This window comes from Pseudomonas baetica (assembly GCF_019733355.1).
Taxonomy (GTDB): domain Bacteria; phylum Pseudomonadota; class Gammaproteobacteria; order Pseudomonadales; family Pseudomonadaceae; genus Aquipseudomonas; species Aquipseudomonas baetica_A.
Map to the genome: position 1 here is coordinate 44,383 of NZ_JAIHLQ010000012.1, position 18,143 is coordinate 62,525.

Below are 18,143 nucleotides of genomic sequence, written 5' to 3' on the forward strand. Positions count from 1 at the left end.
CAGGGCGTCCTCGCCCGGAATAGTTAGCATGTTTTGGTTACTGGCGACTCTCGCCTACCTGCTCGGCTCGCTGTCCTTCGCCATTTTGCTCAGCCGCCTGACCGGAAACCCGGATCCGCGAATGAGTGGCTCGGGTAATGCCGGCGCCACCAACATGCTGCGCCTGGCCGGTCGCAAACTGGCGATCCTGACCCTGCTGGGTGATCTGTGCAAAGGCCTGCTGCCGGTGCTGATCGCGTCGGTAGCAGGCCTATCGCTGCAAGACCAGGCCTGGATCGGCGTGTGTGCCGTGATCGGTCACCTGTTCCCGCTGTATTTCCGTTTTCGCGGCGGCAAAGGTGTCGCCACCGCTGCCGGCATGCTGCTGGGCCTGTATCCGCCCGCGGCCCTGCTGGCGGTGTGCGCCTGGCTGCTGACGTTCTACCTGACCCGTACCAGCTCGCTGGCAGCCCTGATTGCGACACCGCTGACCCTGCCGTTACTTGCCTGGCAAGAACCGGAGGCGCTGTTGCCGATGAGCGCATTGACACTGCTCATCGTCTGGCGCCACCGCGGCAATCTACGCGACCTGTTTGCCGGGCGCGAACGGCATTTCTAAATACCGTTCATGAGCGACGCTCATTACAACGCCGACAACTGCTCCATCGGCCAGCGCGCCTGCACGCTGATAGCCAGGCTTTCCTGCTGACCAGCCTGTAAACGCTGGCAACCGGCAAACGCGATCATCGCGCCATTGTCGGTGCAGAACTCGGGACGGGCGTAAAACACATCGCCCCTCATATCGCCGAGCATTTTCTCCAGCGAAACTCGCAATGCCTTGTTGGCGCTGACGCCACCGGCGATGACCAGACGCTTCATGCTGGCCTGTTTCAGGGCACGCTTGCACTTGATGGTCAAAGTCTCCACCACGGCCTGCTGGAACGCCAGCGCGATGTCGCAACGGGCTTGTTCGTTGTCGTCCCCGACGCTGACGCATTGCTGCCAGGTATTGAGGGCGAAGGTTTTCAGACCACTGAAGCTGAAATCAAGCCCTGGGCGATCGCACATCGGACGCGGAAAGGTAAAACGTCCTGCAACGCCCTTCTCCGCCAGCTTGGCGATTTCCGGCCCGCCCGGGTAATTGAGCCCCATCATTTTCGCGGTTTTGTCGAAAGCTTCGCCGGCGGCGTCATCAAGGGTCTCGCCGAGCAGGCTGTATTGGCCAATGCCATCGACCTGAACCAGCTGCGTATGACCACCGGAGACCAACAAAGCGACGAACGGGAATTGCGGCGGTTTCGGCTCCAGCATCGGCGCCAGCAAATGGCCTTCCATGTGGTGCACACCCAGCGCCGGAATGCCCCAGGCAAAGGCCAGCGCTTGTGCGCAAGAAGCGCCGACCAGTAGCGCACCCACCAGGCCAGGACCCGCGGTATAAGCGATCGCATCGATCTCGGTGGGCACGCAGTCAGCCTCGGCCAACACCTGACGAATCAAGGGCAGCATGCGTTTGACGTGATCACGCGAGGCCAGCTCAGGTACCACACCGCCATAGGCACGATGCAAGTCGATCTGACTGAACAATGCGTCGGCCAGCAAGCCGCGTTCACTGTCATATAATGCGACGCCGGTTTCGTCGCAGGAGGTTTCTAATCCCAGTACTAGCATGGGTTTGCGCCTTGTTTAGGCTGAATTCGAAGGCGCGCATAATAGTCGCCGCGTGATGCCCCGACCAGCGGTTTTCGATCAGAGGCTTTGCATTCCGAGCGATGAGGGGTTAACATCCGCAACCCTTAAAAACCGACGTCTTCAAGTGCTCTTTTGCCGCGAGGATGTTGACCCCGGTAATGAATGAAGGTAGCTCTGGATGCCAGCCGTCAAAGTTAAAGAGAACGAACCCTTCGACGTAGCTCTGCGTCGTTTCAAGCGCTCCTGCGAAAAAGCCGGTGTACTGGCTGAAGTTCGTAGCCGCGAATTTTACGAGAAGCCAACTTCTGAGCGTAAGCGTAAAGCAGCAGCCGCTGTTAAGCGTCACGCCAAGAAAGTTCAGCGCGAACAGCGCCGCGCCGTTCGTCTGTACTAATACACTGACGTTCGTAGCAAGCTTCTTGCCTAAGCCCGGCCCTCAGCCGGGCTAATGGCATTTGCGTAAAACGCTTGATGCTTCACCGTCGAAGCCGCAGACGCGACTTAGACAAATCTGCTTCACCGCGTCAGGCCTGGCTCTTTTGCCAGCGGTGCACGTCTTTTCTGACGAGCCTTTCAAGGCTACTGACGAGCACACCCACTGATTCCTCTAAACGACGATCAGCCCAAGGCACCTGCACGCGTGCCCGTTTTATTGAGCTATCCGAGGCCATTAACCGGCCGTCAGCGGATTCAGCGCAACACTTTCAAATAGTCGAAAACTGATAGGTATTAAGGTCAGTGGATTTTCGGCAGATACACTTCCCGACAGCGATCAAGCAGACGACACCGGTCGAGCCGCCCATTTTGCGCGCTTCGAGCAACGAACCGTGTTCGGCCGCCCTTCGCATCGGACTTATTACAGCGCAGACGACGAGAACGCCATGGCCGGGCTGATTCCCCAGAGCTTTATTGACGACCTCCTGAACCGCACCGACATCGTCGACGTGGTCAGCTCGCGTGTGCAACTGAAAAAAGCCGGCAAGAATTACACAGCCTGCTGCCCGTTTCACAAAGAGAAAACCCCATCGTTCAGTGTCAGCCCCGACAAGCAGTTCTATTACTGCTTTGGCTGCGGCGCTGGCGGTAATGCCCTCGGCTTCCTCATGGATCACGACAACCTGGACTTCCCCCAGGCTATCGAAGATCTGGCGAAAGCCGCGGGCATGGAAATCCCCCGCGAAGAAGGTGGCCGTCAACACAAACCGCGACAGCCGACCGACTCACCGCTGTATCCGCTACTTACCGCCGCCGCCGACTTTTACCGACACGCACTGAAGAGCCATCCATCGCGCAAAGCCGCAGTGGATTACCTTAAGGGGCGTGGACTGACTGGCGAGATCGCTCGGGATTTCGGCCTCGGCTTCGCACCGCCGGGCTGGGACAACCTGCTCAAGCATTTGAGCAGCGACACATTGCAGCAGAAAGCCATGATCGACGCCGGCCTGCTGATCGAGAACGCCGAAACCGGCAAACGCTACGACCGCTTCCGTGATCGCGTGATGTTCCCGATCCGCGACACCCGAGGCCGGATCATCGCTTTCGGTGGGCGCGTGCTCGGCGATGACAAGCCCAAATACCTGAACTCGCCGGAAACCCCGGTATTCCATAAAGGTCAGGAACTCTACGGCCTTTATGAAGCACGCAAAAACAACCGCAACCTCGACGAAATAATCGTCGTCGAGGGCTACATGGACGTCATCGCGCTCGCCCAGCAAGGCTTGCGCAATGCCGTCGCGACGCTGGGCACTGCAACCAGCGAAGAGCATTTGAAGCGCCTGTTCCGCGTCGTGCCCAACGTACTGTTTTGCTTTGACGGCGACCAGGCCGGCCGCAACGCCGCATGGCGCGCACTGGAAGCAACACTGTCGAGCCTGCAAGACGGTCGCCGCGCGCGATTCCTGTTCCTGCCAGAGGGCGAAGACCCGGACACCCTGGTCCGCGCCGAAGGCACCGATGCTTTCAAAGCCCGAATCAATCAGCACGCGCAACCGCTGGCGGACTATTTCTTCCAGCAACTGACCGAGGAAGCCGACCCGCGCTCACTGGAGGGCAAGGCCCACATGGCCACCCTCGCCGCACCGCTGATCGACAAAGTACCCGGGGCCAATCTGCGCATCCTGATGCGTCAGCGCCTGACCGAAATTACCGGCCTGAGCAGCGAAACCGTCAGTCAACTGGCTCAAAGCGCGCCGCAGGAAGCGCCACCCGCCTACGATCCGGGCATCGATTACGACGCAATGCCGGACTACAGCGACTACCATCAGCCGCAGGCACAAGACATGTATGTGCCGCAGCAGGAGTGGACGCCGAAGAAACCCGGCGCCGGCGGCAAGAAGTGGGACAAGAAACCCTGGGACAAGAATGGCAAGCGCGGCGGCGATCGTGATCAACAACGCCCGCGCACGCCCATTGGCGTGGAGTCACCGACCCTGACGGCCCTGCGCACACTGCTCCATCACCCGCAATTGGCCAAGCGCGTCGAAGACGCCGGGCACATCGCGGACGAAAATCAGACCAACGCCCAGTTGCTTGTGGCGCTGCTCGAAGCCGTACAGAAGAATCCCAAGCTAAACTCATTTCAGTTGATCGCACGATGGCACGGCACTGAACAGGGTCGCTTGCTCAAGGCGCTGGCAGAAAAGGAGTGGTTGATTGACGGAGATAACCTTGAACAACAGTTTTTCGACACCATTACTAGCTTGTCAGCCCGCCAACGCGAGCGAAATCTGGAACAGTTGCTCAGGAAAGCGCGTCAAAGCGAACTGAGTATTGAAGAAAAAAATCAACTGCGCGACCTACTAAGTCGCAATGTTTCCGCATCAAACCCGACCTCAACTGGCGCGTGAGGTCATAGCTCAGGTATAATCCTCGGCTTGTTTTTTGCCCGCCAAGACCTTCAGTGGATAGGGTGTTATGTCCGGAAAAGCGCAACAGCAGTCTCGTATTATTGAGTTGATCAAACTGGGTCGTGAGCAGAAGTATCTGACTTACGCCGAGGTCAACGACCACCTGCCCGAGGATATTTCAGATCCGGAGCAGGTGGAAGACATCATCCGCATGATTAACGACATGGGGATCCCCGTACACGAGAGTGCTCCGGATGCGGACGCCCTTATGTTGGCCGACGCCGATACCGACGAGGCCGCTGCGGAAGAAGCAGCCGCTGCGTTGGCGGCGGTGGAGACCGATATCGGTCGCACCACCGACCCGGTGCGCATGTACATGCGTGAAATGGGTACGGTCGAGCTTCTGACTCGTGAAGGCGAAATCGAAATCGCCAAGCGGATCGAAGAGGGCATCCGTGAAGTGATGGGCGCAATCGCGCACTTCCCTGGCACGGTTGACCACATTCTCTCGGAGTACACCCGCGTCACCACCGAAGGTGGTCGCCTGTCCGACGTTCTGAGCGGTTATATCGACCCGGACGACGGCATCGCGCCGCCTGCGGCAGAAGTGCCGCCGCCTGTCGATCCGAAGGCCGTGAAAGCGGACGACGATTCCGACGACGATGAAGCCGAGTCTTCCGATGACGAAGAAGAAGCCGAAAGCGGTCCGGATCCGGTTATCGCTGCCCAGCGTTTCGGCGCTGTGTCCGATCAGATGGAAATCACGCGCAAGGCTCTGAAAAAGCACGGTCGCAGCAACAAGGCAGCGATTGCCGAGCTGCTGGCTCTGGCCGAGCTGTTCATGCCGATCAAACTGGTCCCGAAGCAATTCGAAGGCCTGGTCGAGCGTGTTCGCGGCGCCCTGGATCGTCTGCGTCAGCAAGAGCGCGCGATCATGCAACTGTGCGTACGTGATGCACGCATGCCTCGCACCGACTTCCTGCGTCAGTTCCCGAGCAATGAAGTCGACGAAAGCTGGTCCGACGCCCTGGCCAAAGGCAAGAGCAAGTACGCCGAAGCCATCGGCCGTGTTCAGCCGGACATCATCCGTTGCCAGCAGAAACTGATCGCGCTGGAAACCGAAACCGGTCTGACCATCGCAGAAATCAAGGACATCAACCGTCGCATGTCGATCGGTGAGGCCAAGGCCCGCCGCGCGAAGAAAGAGATGGTTGAAGCCAACTTGCGTCTGGTGATCTCGATCGCCAAGAAGTACACCAACCGCGGCCTGCAATTCCTCGATCTGATCCAGGAAGGCAACATCGGTCTGATGAAAGCGGTGGACAAGTTCGAATACCGCCGTGGTTACAAGTTCTCGACTTATGCCACCTGGTGGATCCGTCAAGCGATCACTCGCTCGATTGCCGACCAGGCCCGCACCATCCGTATTCCGGTGCACATGATCGAGACGATCAACAAGCTCAACCGTATTTCCCGTCAGATGTTGCAGGAAATGGGTCGCGAACCGACCCCGGAAGAGCTGGGTGAACGCATGGAAATGCCTGAGGACAAGATCCGCAAGGTATTGAAGATCGCTAAAGAGCCGATCTCCATGGAAACCCCGATCGGTGATGACGAAGACTCCCATCTGGGTGACTTCATCGAAGACTCGACCATGCAGTCGCCAATCGATGTCGCCACTGTTGAGAGCCTTAAAGAAGCGACCCGTGACGTACTGTCCGGCCTCACTGCTCGTGAAGCCAAGGTACTGCGCATGCGTTTCGGTATCGACATGAACACCGACCATACGCTTGAAGAAGTCGGCAAACAGTTTGACGTGACCCGTGAGCGGATCCGTCAGATCGAAGCCAAGGCGCTACGCAAGTTGCGCCACCCGACGCGAAGCGAGCATCTGCGCTCCTTCCTCGACGAGTGATACCAGAACCCCCGGCCCAGGCCGGGGGTTTTGTTTATGTGGAAGATTAAAGTCTTCGCCCTCCCTCCCCTGCATACCCCGTCTACACTCGAAACAATCCCCCTTGAGCCATAACGAGAGCGTTATGCCCAGACTGGCGTCCGTGCTTTTTTTGCTGTCACTGATGATCTGGACCGCAACGGCTGCCGCGCTGACTCTGACCGATGAAGAACGTAGCTGGCTGGCGGCTCACCCCGACTTGCACCTGGGTGTGGATGCATCGTGGCCGCCCTTTGAGTTTCGCGATGACCAAGCACGCTATCAGGGCTTGGCGGCTGACTACATCGACGTCATACGCCAGCGTCTGGCGATCAAGCTCACACCTATCGAGCCTTCGAGCTGGACGCAAGTCCTGGAACAGGTCAAAAGCGGCAAGATCGACCTGCTGCCGGGGATCATGTCCACCCCGGAGCGCCAGAACTACCTGTCGTTCACCCGCCCTTACCTCGACTTCCCGATTGTCATCCTGTCCCATGTCGGCGGCGCGCAACCGCGCAAGATAGAAGATCTCTACGGCCTGAAAATCGCCGTAGTGAAAAACTATGCGCCCCACGAATTGCTTCGTATCAACCACCCAGACCTGAATCTTGTCGCCATGCCCAATGTCAGCTCGGCCTTACAGGCACTGGCGACCGATGAGGTCGACGCGGTGGTCGGCGACCTCGCTTCAAGCGTCTGGAGCCTGCGCCAACTCAAGCTCGACGGCTTGTATGTCAGCGGCGAAACCCCGTATCGCTATCAACTGGCGATGGCTGTGCCGCGCGAGAACAAGATGCTGGTAGGGATTCTGGACAAAGTCCTGGCGGACATGACCCCAGCTGAAATCAGCAGCATTCAAGAGCACTGGGTCGGTAACGTCCTCGATCACCGAACGTTCTGGTCCGATTTACTGGTTTACGGCCTTCCCGGTCTGTTATTGCTGGTCATCATTCTGGTCACCGTCATCCGCATCAATCGGCGCCTGAGCTCGGAAATTGCCCGACGCATCAACCTCGAACAGGAACTGCGCAGCAGCGAGTATCACTATCGCGGCCTGGTGGAGAGCCTTTCGGCCATTGCGTGGGAGGCGCGCATAAGCGACTTCACTTACAGCTATGTGTCGCCCCACGCTGAAGATCTGCTCGGTTATCCGCTGGCGCATTGGCTGGTCCCCGGCTTCTGGCGCAACATCATCCATCCGGCGGATCTGACTCGCGCCCAGAGTTTCTGCGATCACGAAGTGCTGGCTGGACGCGATCACAGCCTCGATTACCGGGTGATCACCGCCGACGGTCGCTGCCTGTGGGTGCGCGACATCGTCAGCCTGATCGAACACGGTCACGAACCGGTAATGCGTGGACTGATGATCGACATCAGCGAGACCAAGCGCACCGAAGAAGCCTTGCGGCTCTCGGAGCAGAAATTCGCCTCGGTCTTCCAGCAATGTCCGGACATTCTGGTGATTGCTCGGCTATCCGACGGCTGCCTGCTGGAGGTCAACGAAGCCTTCGAGGAGCAGATAGGCCTGAAAGCCGAAGAGGTCATCGGCCAGACAGCCACCAACCTGAACATCTGGGGCATTCCCGGCGTGGGTCCGGGGCTGTTGCAGCGCTTACAGGCCGGCAGCATCCGCAACCTGGAGATGCCCTTCCGGCGCAACAATGGCCAAGTGTTCACCGGCCTGATCTCCGCCGAGCCGTTCGAACTCGACACGACGCCTGCACTGGTGGTGGTGGTGCGCGACATCACTCAGCTCAAGGAAACCCAACAGCAACTGCAAACCTCGGAGGAGAAATTCGCCAAGGCCTTTCACGCCTCACCGGACGGTTTGCTGCTGTCACGCCAGAGCGACGGTTTGCTGCTGGAAGTCAACGAAGGTTTCAGCCGCATCACCGGCTTCAACAGCGCGATGTCGGTGGACCGCTCGGCGCTGGACCTGGGGATCTGGGTCAACCTCAACGAACGCAAGCAGATGCTCGACCTGCTGCATCGCGACGGCTTCGTCCGCGACTTCACCTGCCATATCCGCCGCAGCGACGGCCAGATTCGTCTCTGCGAAGTGTCCAGCCGTCCGCTGCCGATCGGCGAACAAGACTGCATGTTGACCATCGCCCGCGACATCACTGAACGCCACCTGATGCAGGAAAAACTGCAACAGGCTGCGACCGTGTTCGAGAGCACCGCCGAAGGCGTATTGATCACCGACACCCAGCAACACATCAGTGCGGTCAACCGAGCCTTCACCGAGATCACCGGCTATAGCGAAAGCGAAGCACTCGGCCACACCCCTCGCCTGCTCGCCTCGGGCCTGCACGACAGCGCATTTTATGCCGCCATGTGGCATCAATTGACCCACGAAGGTCACTGGCAGGGCGAGATTTCCAACCGGCGCAAGAACGGCGAACTGTATCCGAGCTGGCTGACCATCAGCGCCGTGCGTAACCGCGACAAATTCATCACTCACTTCGTTGCGGTGTTTGCTGACATCTCCAGCCTCAAGCATGCCCAGGCCAAACTCGACTACCAAGCCCACCACGACCCGCTCACCGGCCTACCGAACCGTACGCTGTTCGAAAGCCGCTTGCTGATGGCGCTGAACAACCAGCAGGAAAACGGCAGCCAAGGTGCGGTGCTGTTCCTGGACCTCGACCGCTTCAAACACATCAACGACAGCCTCGGCCACCCCGTCGGTGACCTGCTGCTCAGGGGTATCGCGGTGCGCTTGAAGGAACAAGTGCGCGACATCGACACCGTCGCGCGGCTAGGCGGCGACGAATTCATCATCCTGCTCCCGGGCCTGCAACAGGCTAGCGACGCCGACAATATCGCGACCAAACTGCTCAATTGCTTCGGTGCACCCTTCCAGGCCGGCGAACACGAGTTCTTCATCAGCGCCAGCATCGGCACCAGCCTGTACCCGCGCGACGGTTGCGACGTCGCCACCCTAGTGAAAAACGCCGACGCCGCGATGTATCGCTCCAAAGCCAAAGGCCGCAACCGCGTGGAAAGCTACACCCGCGACCTCACCGCCCAGGCTAGCGAACGCGTGGCGCTGGAACACGAACTGCGCCGGGCCATCGAGCGCGATGAGCTGCATCTGTATTACCAACCCAAAATCAGTCTCGACGACCACAGCCTTGTGGGCGCCGAAGCACTGATCCGCTGGCGTCATCCGACCTTCGGCGACGTGCCGCCCGAGCACTTCATCCCGCTGGCCGAAGAGAACGGCATGATTCTGCAGATCGGCGACTGGGTGCTGGAAACCGCCTGCCGGCAAATGTTTGAGTGGAATCAGCTCTACGAAAGCCTCGGGCCGCTGTCGGTCAACCTCGCCGGCGCGCAATTGCGCCAGCCAAACCTGCTCGGACGCATCGAACAACTGCTCAAGGACAACCGCCTGCAGCCAGGCTTACTGCAACTGGAAATTACCGAAAATTTCATCATGAGTCAGGCCGAAGAGGCGCTGGCCGTCTTGCACCAGCTCAAACACCTCGGTGTACAACTGGCGATCGACGACTTCGGCACCGGCTACTCCTCACTCAGTTACCTCAAACGCCTGCCGCTGGACATCCTCAAAATCGACCAGTCTTTCGTTCGCGGACTGCCCGACGACCCCCACGACGCGGCGATTGTGCGCGCCATCATCGCGCTGGGACGGAGCATGCAATTCACCGTAATCGCCGAAGGTGTGGAAACCCAGGCCCAACAGAAATTCCTCGCCGCCGAAGGGTGCGAACAGATCCAGGGCTACATCGTCAGCCTTCCCCTGCCGCCCGAAGAATTCGCCGCAACGTTTCTGCATATTGCCGTATCGGATTTTTCGGATAGCACAGCCGAGAAACCATCGCTATAATCCGCGGCCTACTGAGGGCCTATAGCTCAGTTGGTTAGAGCAGAGGACTCATAATCCTTTGGTCCACGGTTCAAGTCCGTGTGGGCCCACCACTTTGAAAGCCGCGCTAAATGCGCGGCTTTTTCTTGGGCGATGGTTTGGTCTTTACGAGTGCAATGTTCGGAAGACTTCCCCGAGGGCTGTAGGCAAGTTCCGAAGCTGTGGTTTGAGGCGGTTTGGCGTCTGTTGGGCATTTCTTTGACGGGATACTCTCAAGGCGTCGCTGCTCATCAGCGGCCGGGCTTGGAAACCCGGTTAAATTAATGACAACAACGCTCTGCCTTCGTGATCGCAAAGATTTTTAGTCTGCGATCCAGATTTATGACGGCTGCGCGCGGGACGTATTCGGACGTGCCGGTTTCCTAATTTTCCGGTTTCCAACCTGCGCGCAGCTGTCACCCATTCGCATGGAAACGAATGTGGTGCCTCTTCAAATTAGGAGTATCACCATGACTGAAAAAGACTCGTCCACGCCTTCAGACCTGAAAACCATCGGCCTTACCCCCCTTCATCTACTGCTCCAATCAACCTCTTTTCCACGTCAGCGCCGGCGTCCCGATCGGCGTTGCCCTGTCTCAAGCCTCCGACCTGCTGTTTCTCGTCAAAGCCTTCGCTGAAGACGCCGCTTACGACAAAAAAACCGACCGCTATGCTTGGGGCGCTCATTTTCTGGCGGCGATGAGCAAAGCGGTGATTGATGATGTGGTGAAGGTCATCAACCATCAACGCTTCACGACACGCAACCAAACGCAGGTTTAGCACGACCTTCCTCGATTTGCGCCCCGGTGAATCGAGGCGTTGATGCTAAACACGCTGATATCCATATCCAACCCTCGGAGCCTGTAACATGCGCAGGCCAACCAACCAGCGCCCCATGGAGCCCCCCTTGCCCGACACCCGCCCACCCGCGCTTGATGAAATCGACCGCCAGTTGATCGCCGCTCTGCAAATCAACGCCCGCGAAAGCGTCGCCATGCTCGCTCGGCAGTTGGGCATTGCGCGCACCACCGTGACTTCAAGGCTGGCACGCCTGGAAAAGGCCAAAGTGATCACCGGTTATGGTGTGCGTTTGGGGCAACGCGTGGTCGATGGCGGGTTGCAGGCGTATGTCGGGATCAAGGTGCAGCCGCGCTCCGGCAAAGAGGTGTTGCGCCGGTTGAGTGCGATGGCGCAGGTGCAGCAGTTGTGTGCGGTGAGCGGCGAATTTGATTATGTGGCGTGGTTGCGCACGGATTCACCGGAGCAACTGGATCAACTGCTGGATCAGATTGGCAGTGTGGATGGGGTTGAGAAGACCACCACGTCGATCATCTTGAGTAGCAAGATTGATCGGGGACAGCCGGTTTAATCGCGGGTGGCTGAGAGAGCCTCATCGCCAGCAGGCTGGCTCCCACAGTGCGGTGTGTAGCACTGGCTCGTCACTTTGATCGATAAACTGGCAAAACGACGACACTTTGCGTCTTATTAACGTGTTCCACGCTCCCTAGAATGGCTGGCATCTTTTCCTATACTCAGACACGCATCCTGTGTCGGGTCGCCAGCAAGGTCAGCCATGAACAAGAACAATCGCCATCCTGCAGACGGTAAAAAGCCAATCACCATTTTCGGCCCGGACTTTCCGTTCGCCTTCGACGACTGGATCGAACACCCGGCCGGCCTGGGCAGCATTCCCGAGCATCACCACGGTGCTGAAGTGGCGATCGTCGGCGCCGGCATCGCAGGTCTGGTGGCGGCCTATGAGCTGATGAAGCTCGGCCTCAAACCGGTGGTTTACGAGGCCTCCAAACTCGGCGGCCGCCTGCGCTCGCAGGCGTTCAACGGCACTGACGGTATCGTCGCCGAACTCGGTGGCATGCGTTTCCCGGTGTCCTCCACTACGTTCTATCACTACGTCGACAAACTCGGCCTCGAAACCAAGCCCTTCCCCAACCCGCTGACGCCCGCCTCCGGCAGCACCGTGATCGATCTGGAAGGCAAAACCCATTACGCACAGAAACTGGCGGATCTTCCTGCCTTGTTTCAGGAAGTGGCTGACGCCTGGGCTGATGCGTTAGAGGCGGGTTCACAGTTCGCCGATATCCAGCAAGCCATTCGCGACCGTGATGTGCCGCGCCTCAAAGAGCTGTGGAACACCCTGGTGCCGCTGTGGGATGACCGTACCTTCTACGATTTCGTCGCCACGTCCGAAGCGTTCGCCAAGTTATCGTTCCATCACCGCGAAGTGTTCGGTCAGGTCGGTTTCGGCACCGGCGGCTGGGATTCGGACTTTCCCAATTCGATGCTGGAAATCTTCCGGGTGGTGATGACCAACTGCGACGATCACCAACATTTGGTGGTCGGCGGCGTTGAACAAGTGCCGCAGGGTATCTGGCGCCATGTGCCACAGCGATGCGTGCACTGGCCTGAAGGCACCAGCCTGAAGTCCCTGCACCGTGGCGCGCCGCGTTCAGGCGTGAAGAAAATTGCCCATGCGCCCGATGGCCGTTTCGCCGTCACCGACAACAACGGCGACACCCGCGAATACGCCGCCGTGCTGACCACTTGCCAGAGCTGGCTGCTGACCACGCAGATCGAATGCGACGAAACCCTGTTCTCGCAAAAGATGTGGATGGCGCTCGACCGCACCCGCTACATGCAATCGTCGAAGACGTTTGTGATGGTCGATCGGCCGTTCTGGAAGGACAAGGACCCGCAAACCGGGCGCGACCTGATGAGCATGACCCTCACCGATCGCCTGACCCGTGGCACCTATCTGTTCGACAACGGCGACGACAAACCGGGCGTGATCTGCCTGTCGTACTCGTGGATGAGCGACGCCTTGAAGATGCTGCCGCACCCTGTGGAAAAACGCGTGGAACTGGCGTTGAACGCGTTGAAAAAGATCTACCCGAAAGTCGACATCGCCGCGCGAATCATCGGCGATCCGATCACAGTGTCGTGGGAAGCCGATCCGCATTTCCTCGGTGCATTCAAAGGCGCCCTGCCCGGCCACTATCGCTACAACCAGCGCATGTACGCGCACTTCATGCAGGACGACATGCCAGCCGAGCAGCGTGGGATTTTCATCGCCGGTGACGACGTGTCGTGGACGCCGGCCTGGGTCGAAGGCGCGGTGCAGACCTCGCTCAACGCGGTGTGGGGGATCATGAACCATTTCGGCGGTTCTACACATAAAGAGAACCCGGGCCCGGGTGATGTGTTCAAAGACATCGGCCCTATCGCCCTGCCTGAGTAAGAGGAATCCCTGATGCGTGTAGCCCTTTACCAATGTCCACCGCTGCCACTGGACCCCGCCGCCAACCTGCAACGCCTGCATCAATTGGCGATGGAGGCCAAAGGCGCCGATCTGTTGGTGCTGCCGGAGATGTTCATGACCGGCTACAACATCGGCGCCGAGGCGGTCAGTACATTGGCCGAGGTCTACAACGGTGAATGGGCGCAGCAGATCGGCCGGATCGCCAAGGCTGCCGGCCTGGCGATTGTTTATGGTTATCCCGAGCGCACCGCTGACGGGCAGATCTACAACGCTGTGCAGTTGATCGACGCCCAGGGCGAACGCCTGTGCAATTACCGCAAGACGCACCTGTTCGGTGATCTCGATCGTTCGATGTTCAGTCCTGGCGAAGACGCGTTTCCCGTGGTTGAACTCAATGGCTGGAAGCTCGGTTTCCTGATCTGTTACGACCTGGAATTCCCGGAAAACGCCCGGCGCCTGGCCCTGGCAGGCGCCGAACTGATTCTGGTGCCGACGGCAAACATGATTCCGTTCGATTTCGTCGCTGACGTCACTGTCCGCTCGCGTGCCTTCGAGAACCAGTGTTACGTGGCTTACGCCAACTACTGCGGCCATGAAGGTGACATTCACTATTGCGGGCAAAGCAGCATCGCCGCACCGGACGGCAGCCGCATGGCTCAGGCCGGTCTGGATGAAGCCTTGATCGTCGGCGAACTGGATCGGCAGTTGATGATCGACTCCCGCGCCGCCAATCACTACCTCAGCGATCGCCGCCCCGAGCTTTACGGCGCGCTGAACAAGCGCTAATCCGCTAGCATTGGCACTTCACTGTTCTGGAAGTGCCCATGTCTGCGCCGACTCACCCCCGCCCCCACACCGAAACCCTGGCCAACGGCTTGCGCGTAACCCTGCGTCATGCGCCCGGTTTGAAGCGCAGTGCCGCCGCGTTACGGGTGACTGCCGGCAGCCATGACGTGCCCTTGGCGTGGCCGGGGCTGGCACATTTTCTTGAGCATTTGCTGTTTCTCGGCACTGAGCGTTTTCCTGCGAGCGAAGGGTTGATGGCCTACGTGCAAGGTCACGGCGGGCAGGTGAATGCCAGCACTGACGAGCGTACGACTGACTTTTTCTTTGAGTTGCCAACGCAATCGTTCAGCGGCGGGCTTGAGCGTCTGTCAGACATGCTCGCCCATCCGCGTATGAATCTGGACGATCAGTTGCGGGAACGGGAAGTGCTGCAGGCGGAATTTATCGCTTGGTCGCAAGATCCTGAGGCGCAGCAGGATCTTGCGTTGTACCAAGGTTTGCCAGCCGAGCATCCATTGCGCGGGTTTCATGCGGGGAATCGAGACAGCCTGCAAGTGGAGCAGCCGCTGTTTCAACAGGCGTTGAAGGGTTTCCACCAGCAGTTTTATCGCACCGGGCAAATGACATTGAGCCTGGTGGGGCCGCAGAGCCTTGAACAATTGCGCGCACTGGCCGTGCAGTTTGCGGCGACGTTGCCGACCGGGGATCACGTTGCGCAAGCCGTGAGCCTGCCGCTGGCGGTGAGCAGTTATCAACAGGTCGGTGAACAGCGCTGCAATCTGCTGTTTGCGTTCGACACTTTGCCCGAGTCGTCGGCTGAGGCGATGGCGTTTCTCTGCCATTGGCTCAACAGCGCCAAACCAGGTGGATTGCTGGCGTACTTGCAGGCACAGGGTCTGGCTGACGGCCTGCACGCAGCGCCGCTGTATCACTTTGCCGAGCAGGCCTTGCTGCATCTGGCGTTCAATGCACCCGCCGAATCGCTGGGTGCCATTGGCGAACACGCGCGCGACTGGCTGAGTTTCTTTGCGCAACAGGATTGGGCGCCGCTGCGCAAGGAATACGCCGCCGTGCTTGCGCGTCAACACCAAGTCAGCGGTGCGTTGCCACTGGCGCGGCTCGACAGCGAGCAACTCGAAAGCGGTTTGTCGGAATCGGGGGCGAGCGCGCTGAAACGAATGCTGCGCGAAATGGGCACTGTGGATAACTTCAGTCGCCACTGGCACCTGCCCGCCGCCAATCCTTTCCTGCGGGCCAACGAGCCGCTGGCCAACGCCGGACTGATCCGCGGACAAACCAGCGCCCACCGAGGCCTGCGCACGTTTGCTCAGGATCGCTCACGCGGGCGTCGCGAACGTTCGCCAATGCAATTCAGTCAGGCCTTGCCGGACAACGGTGATGACGGGGCGATTTATCTGCGCTGGCAACTGGAGGCGGCGGCCTCTGCAGCTCTGCAATCGAGGCTGCTGCGCAGTCTGCGAGCAACTCAGGATGATGCGCGTCAGGCCGGGGTCGAGTTATCGCTCAGCATGGGCGGCAATCAATGGCTGTTGAAACTGACCGGGCTGCAAGAGCCCATGCCCAGCGTCCTTGAGCACGCGCTGAAATGTCTGACGCAAGTTGACGCCGATTCCCTGCCGGGTGAGGCGCAAGCGGCATTGATACCGATCCGCCAACTGCTCAAGGCACTCCCGGAGCATTGTCTGCAACCCGCGAACACCTGCAACGACGCCAAACACCTGTGGACAACTTCTCGCTGGGATGGCCTGGCCTTGGGCCTTCATCCACAGACCCAATCGGCAATGGGCCTGGCCCTGAGCCGTATTCCCGGCGTACCTGACAATCAGTTGCCGGCACCGACAGCGATTACCACACAACATTTGTGGCACCCCATCGAGACAGCGTCCAGCGAACACGCCTTGTTGCTGTTCTGCCCGACCGCCGGGCGCGATATCGCCGACGAAGCCGCATGGCGCTTGCTCGCACAGCTTTGCCAGACGCCGTTCTATCAACGCCTGAGGGTCGAGTTGCAGTTGGGTTATGCCGTGTTCAGCGCACTGCGACAGATCCATGGTCAGGTCGGGTTGCTGTTTGGCGTGCAATCACCCAACGTTGCGACCACAGAATTGCTCGGCCACATTCAACAATTCCTTGAAGGCAATCGCGCACTGATCGAATCCACTGACGAGGCCGGTCTCGACCAACAGCGCCAACGCCTGGCGGATCAATTCGATAGCACTCATCTGCCTTTCAAAGACGCTGCCGAACTGCTCTGGCAGGCCAAACTCGCCGGCCACCCGTCGGATTATCTGGAGCAACTGGTCGCGGCAATCGGCCAATTGAGTCGAACGACATTGCTGGCCGCCGCGCAACGATTAACCGCTGCCGAAGGCGGCTGGCACTGCCTCGCCAACGGCCCAATACCGGGCGCACCCTGGCAAGCGGGAAAATGATCATTACCGAGGCTGCAAGGAGCTTTCTCAAAGATTCACGGACAATCCCTCTGAAATTTTGAGTAACATAGCCGCCTAACTATTTGGAACGTCCCTGCGCTGCCGTGGACTATACCTATGGATAGCGCTATCCCACCCGCCCTTTTATTGAAGGAGTCACCTGATGTCCTGGACAAAACCGGCTTACACCGACCTGCGTATCGGCTTCGAAGTCACCATGTATTTCGCCAGCCGCTGAGTTCTGCCTCGTCAGAATTGCAGTGCAACGCCTCGGCTCGCCGAGGCGTTTTATTTTCAGCGTTGAAATGATGGAGCGTTCATGTTCGTCCAGATTCTGGGTTCGGCCGCCGGTGGCGGTTTTCCGCAGTGGAACTGCAACTGCGTCAACTGTGCAGGCTTTCGCGACGGCAGCCTGAATGCCAAGGCTCGCACCCAATCGTCCATCGCTATTTCCGATGACGGTGTGAACTGGGTGTTGTGCAACGCCTCGCCGGACATCCGCGCCCAGTTGCAGAGCTTCGCCCCGATGCAACCGGGCCGTGCGCTGCGCGACACCGGGATCAGCGCGATCATCCTGATGGACAGCCAGATCGACCACACCACCGGCCTGCTCAGCCTGCGCGAAGGCTGCCCGCATCAGGTCTGGTGCACGGACATGGTTCACGAAGACCTGAGCACCGGTTTTCCGTTGTTCACCATGCTCACCCACTGGAACGGTGGACTGGACTGGAACCGTATCGAACTCGATCAAAGCTTCACCGTCGCCGCGTGCCCGAACCTGCGCTTCACCCCGCTGCCATTGCGCAGCGCCGCACCGCCCTACTCGCCGCATCGTTTCGACCCGCACCCGGGCGACAACATCGGCCTGATCGTCGAAGACCTGAAGACTGGCGGCAAACTGTTCTATGCCCCGGGTCTGGGCAAGGTTGACGCGCCGTTGCTCGAGATCATGGCGGGCAGCGATTGCCTGCTGGTCGACGGCACAATGTGGGACGACGATGAAATGCAGCGCCGTGGCGTCGGCACCCGCACCGGTCGCGAGATGGGCCATCTGGCGCAGAACGGCCCTGGCGGCATGCTCGAAGTGCTGGAACAGCTTCCCGAGCAACGCAAGGTGCTTATCCACATCAACAACACCAACCCGATTCTCGACGAGGATTCGCCGGAGCGCGCGGAACTGGCGCGGCGTGATGTTGAAGTGGCGTTCGATGGCATGAGTATTGTGCTGTAAGCCTTTGAGACCCCCTTCGCGAGCAGGCTCGCTCCCACATTGGAATGCGATCAACCTGTGGGAGCGAGCCTGCTCGCG

General features: G+C 59.3%; 12 protein-coding genes, 1 tRNA gene and 1 pseudogene. 13 read left to right on the forward strand and 1 reads right to left on the reverse strand.

Annotation, left to right across the window (positions count from 1 at the left end):
• The first annotated feature begins 28 nt into the window (after positions 1 to 28).
• The gene (plsY, locus tag K5E40_RS13020; protein WP_221731109.1) at positions 29 to 598 is read left to right on the forward strand and encodes a glycerol-3-phosphate 1-O-acyltransferase PlsY; all 570 of its coding nucleotides are present in this window, start codon (positions 29 to 31) and stop codon (positions 596 to 598) included.
• 23 nt (positions 599 to 621) lie between these two features.
• On the opposite strand, the gene tsaD is transcribed toward plsY, so the two are convergent.
• The gene (gene tsaD, locus K5E40_RS13025; RefSeq protein WP_221731110.1) at positions 622 to 1,647 is read right to left on the reverse strand and encodes a tRNA (adenosine(37)-N6)-threonylcarbamoyltransferase complex transferase subunit TsaD; all 1,026 of its coding nucleotides are present in this window, start codon (positions 1,645 to 1,647) and stop codon (positions 622 to 624) included.
• Positions 1,648 to 1,846: 199 nt separating this feature from the next.
• Here tsaD and rpsU point away from each other — a divergent pair, with 199 nt between their 5' ends.
• From rpsU to pqqB, 12 genes and pseudogenes are all read left to right on the forward strand, one after another.
• A complete protein-coding gene (gene rpsU / locus K5E40_RS13030) occupies positions 1,847 to 2,062 on the forward strand; it encodes a 30S ribosomal protein S21 (RefSeq protein ID WP_002551877.1) in 216 nt (71 codons plus the stop codon).
• Between the two features lie 487 nt (positions 2,063 to 2,549).
• Complete coding sequence (dnaG, locus tag K5E40_RS13035) at positions 2,550 to 4,514, forward strand: DNA primase (protein ID WP_221731204.1); 1,965 nt, start codon at positions 2,550 to 2,552, stop codon at positions 4,512 to 4,514.
• A gap of 67 nt (positions 4,515 to 4,581) precedes the next feature.
• Entirely contained in the window at positions 4,582 to 6,429 is a 1,848-nt protein-coding gene (gene rpoD, locus K5E40_RS13040) for an RNA polymerase sigma factor RpoD (protein ID WP_221731111.1), read from the forward strand.
• Between the two features lie 124 nt (positions 6,430 to 6,553).
• On the forward strand, positions 6,554 to 10,300 hold the full coding sequence (locus K5E40_RS13045) for a bifunctional diguanylate cyclase/phosphodiesterase (protein ID WP_221731112.1): 3,747 nt from the start codon (positions 6,554 to 6,556) through the stop codon (positions 10,298 to 10,300).
• Positions 10,301 to 10,315: 15 nt separating this feature from the next.
• A tRNA-Ile gene (locus tag K5E40_RS13050) sits at positions 10,316 to 10,392 on the forward strand.
• A 396-nt stretch (positions 10,393 to 10,788) separates the two neighbouring features.
• Positions 10,789 to 11,098: pseudogene (locus K5E40_RS13055) on the forward strand (DUF3077 domain-containing protein).
• A 127-nt stretch (positions 11,099 to 11,225) separates the two neighbouring features.
• Positions 11,226 to 11,687 carry an Lrp/AsnC family transcriptional regulator gene (locus K5E40_RS13060; protein ID WP_007966501.1) on the forward strand — a complete coding sequence of 154 codons (462 nt, stop codon included), beginning with the start codon at positions 11,226 to 11,228 and terminating at the stop codon, positions 11,685 to 11,687.
• A gap of 204 nt (positions 11,688 to 11,891) precedes the next feature.
• Positions 11,892 to 13,574, forward strand: a complete 1,683-nt coding sequence (locus K5E40_RS13065) for an NAD(P)/FAD-dependent oxidoreductase (protein WP_221731113.1) — start codon at positions 11,892 to 11,894, stop codon at positions 13,572 to 13,574.
• 12 nt (positions 13,575 to 13,586) lie between these two features.
• A complete protein-coding gene (locus K5E40_RS13070; RefSeq protein ID WP_221731114.1) occupies positions 13,587 to 14,381 on the forward strand; it encodes a carbon-nitrogen hydrolase family protein in 795 nt (264 codons plus the stop codon).
• 38 nt (positions 14,382 to 14,419) lie between these two features.
• Positions 14,420 to 16,834: a pyrroloquinoline quinone biosynthesis protein PqqF gene (gene pqqF / locus K5E40_RS13075; protein ID WP_221731115.1), complete on the forward strand. Its 2,415-nt coding sequence runs from the start codon at positions 14,420 to 14,422 to the stop codon at positions 16,832 to 16,834.
• A gap of 163 nt (positions 16,835 to 16,997) precedes the next feature.
• Complete coding sequence (gene pqqA, locus K5E40_RS13080; protein WP_003422658.1) at positions 16,998 to 17,072, forward strand: pyrroloquinoline quinone precursor peptide PqqA; 75 nt, start codon at positions 16,998 to 17,000, stop codon at positions 17,070 to 17,072.
• An 81-nt stretch (positions 17,073 to 17,153) separates the two neighbouring features.
• The gene (gene pqqB, locus K5E40_RS13085; protein WP_221731116.1) at positions 17,154 to 18,065 is read left to right on the forward strand and encodes a pyrroloquinoline quinone biosynthesis protein PqqB; all 912 of its coding nucleotides are present in this window, start codon (positions 17,154 to 17,156) and stop codon (positions 18,063 to 18,065) included.
• The last annotated feature ends 78 nt before the right edge of the window (positions 18,066 to 18,143 follow it).

Bases quoted from the DNA above. Each gene is read 5' to 3' on its own strand.
- plsY (WP_221731109.1), top strand. From the start codon at position 29: ATGTTTTGGTTACTGGCGACTCTCGCCTACCTGCTCGGCTCGCTGTCC.
- tsaD (WP_221731110.1), bottom strand. From the start codon at position 1,647: ATGCTAGTACTGGGATTAGAAACCTCCTGCGACGAAACCGGCGTCGCA.
- rpsU (WP_002551877.1), top strand. From the start codon at position 1,847: ATGCCAGCCGTCAAAGTTAAAGAGAACGAACCCTTCGACGTAGCTCTG.
- dnaG (WP_221731204.1), top strand. From the start codon at position 2,550: ATGGCCGGGCTGATTCCCCAGAGCTTTATTGACGACCTCCTGAACCGC.
- rpoD (WP_221731111.1), top strand. From the start codon at position 4,582: ATGTCCGGAAAAGCGCAACAGCAGTCTCGTATTATTGAGTTGATCAAA.
- K5E40_RS13045 (WP_221731112.1), top strand. From the start codon at position 6,554: ATGCCCAGACTGGCGTCCGTGCTTTTTTTGCTGTCACTGATGATCTGG.
- K5E40_RS13065 (WP_221731113.1), top strand. From the start codon at position 11,892: ATGAACAAGAACAATCGCCATCCTGCAGACGGTAAAAAGCCAATCACC.
- K5E40_RS13070 (WP_221731114.1), top strand. From the start codon at position 13,587: ATGCGTGTAGCCCTTTACCAATGTCCACCGCTGCCACTGGACCCCGCC.
- pqqF (WP_221731115.1), top strand. From the start codon at position 14,420: ATGTCTGCGCCGACTCACCCCCGCCCCCACACCGAAACCCTGGCCAAC.
- pqqB (WP_221731116.1), top strand. From the start codon at position 17,154: ATGTTCGTCCAGATTCTGGGTTCGGCCGCCGGTGGCGGTTTTCCGCAG.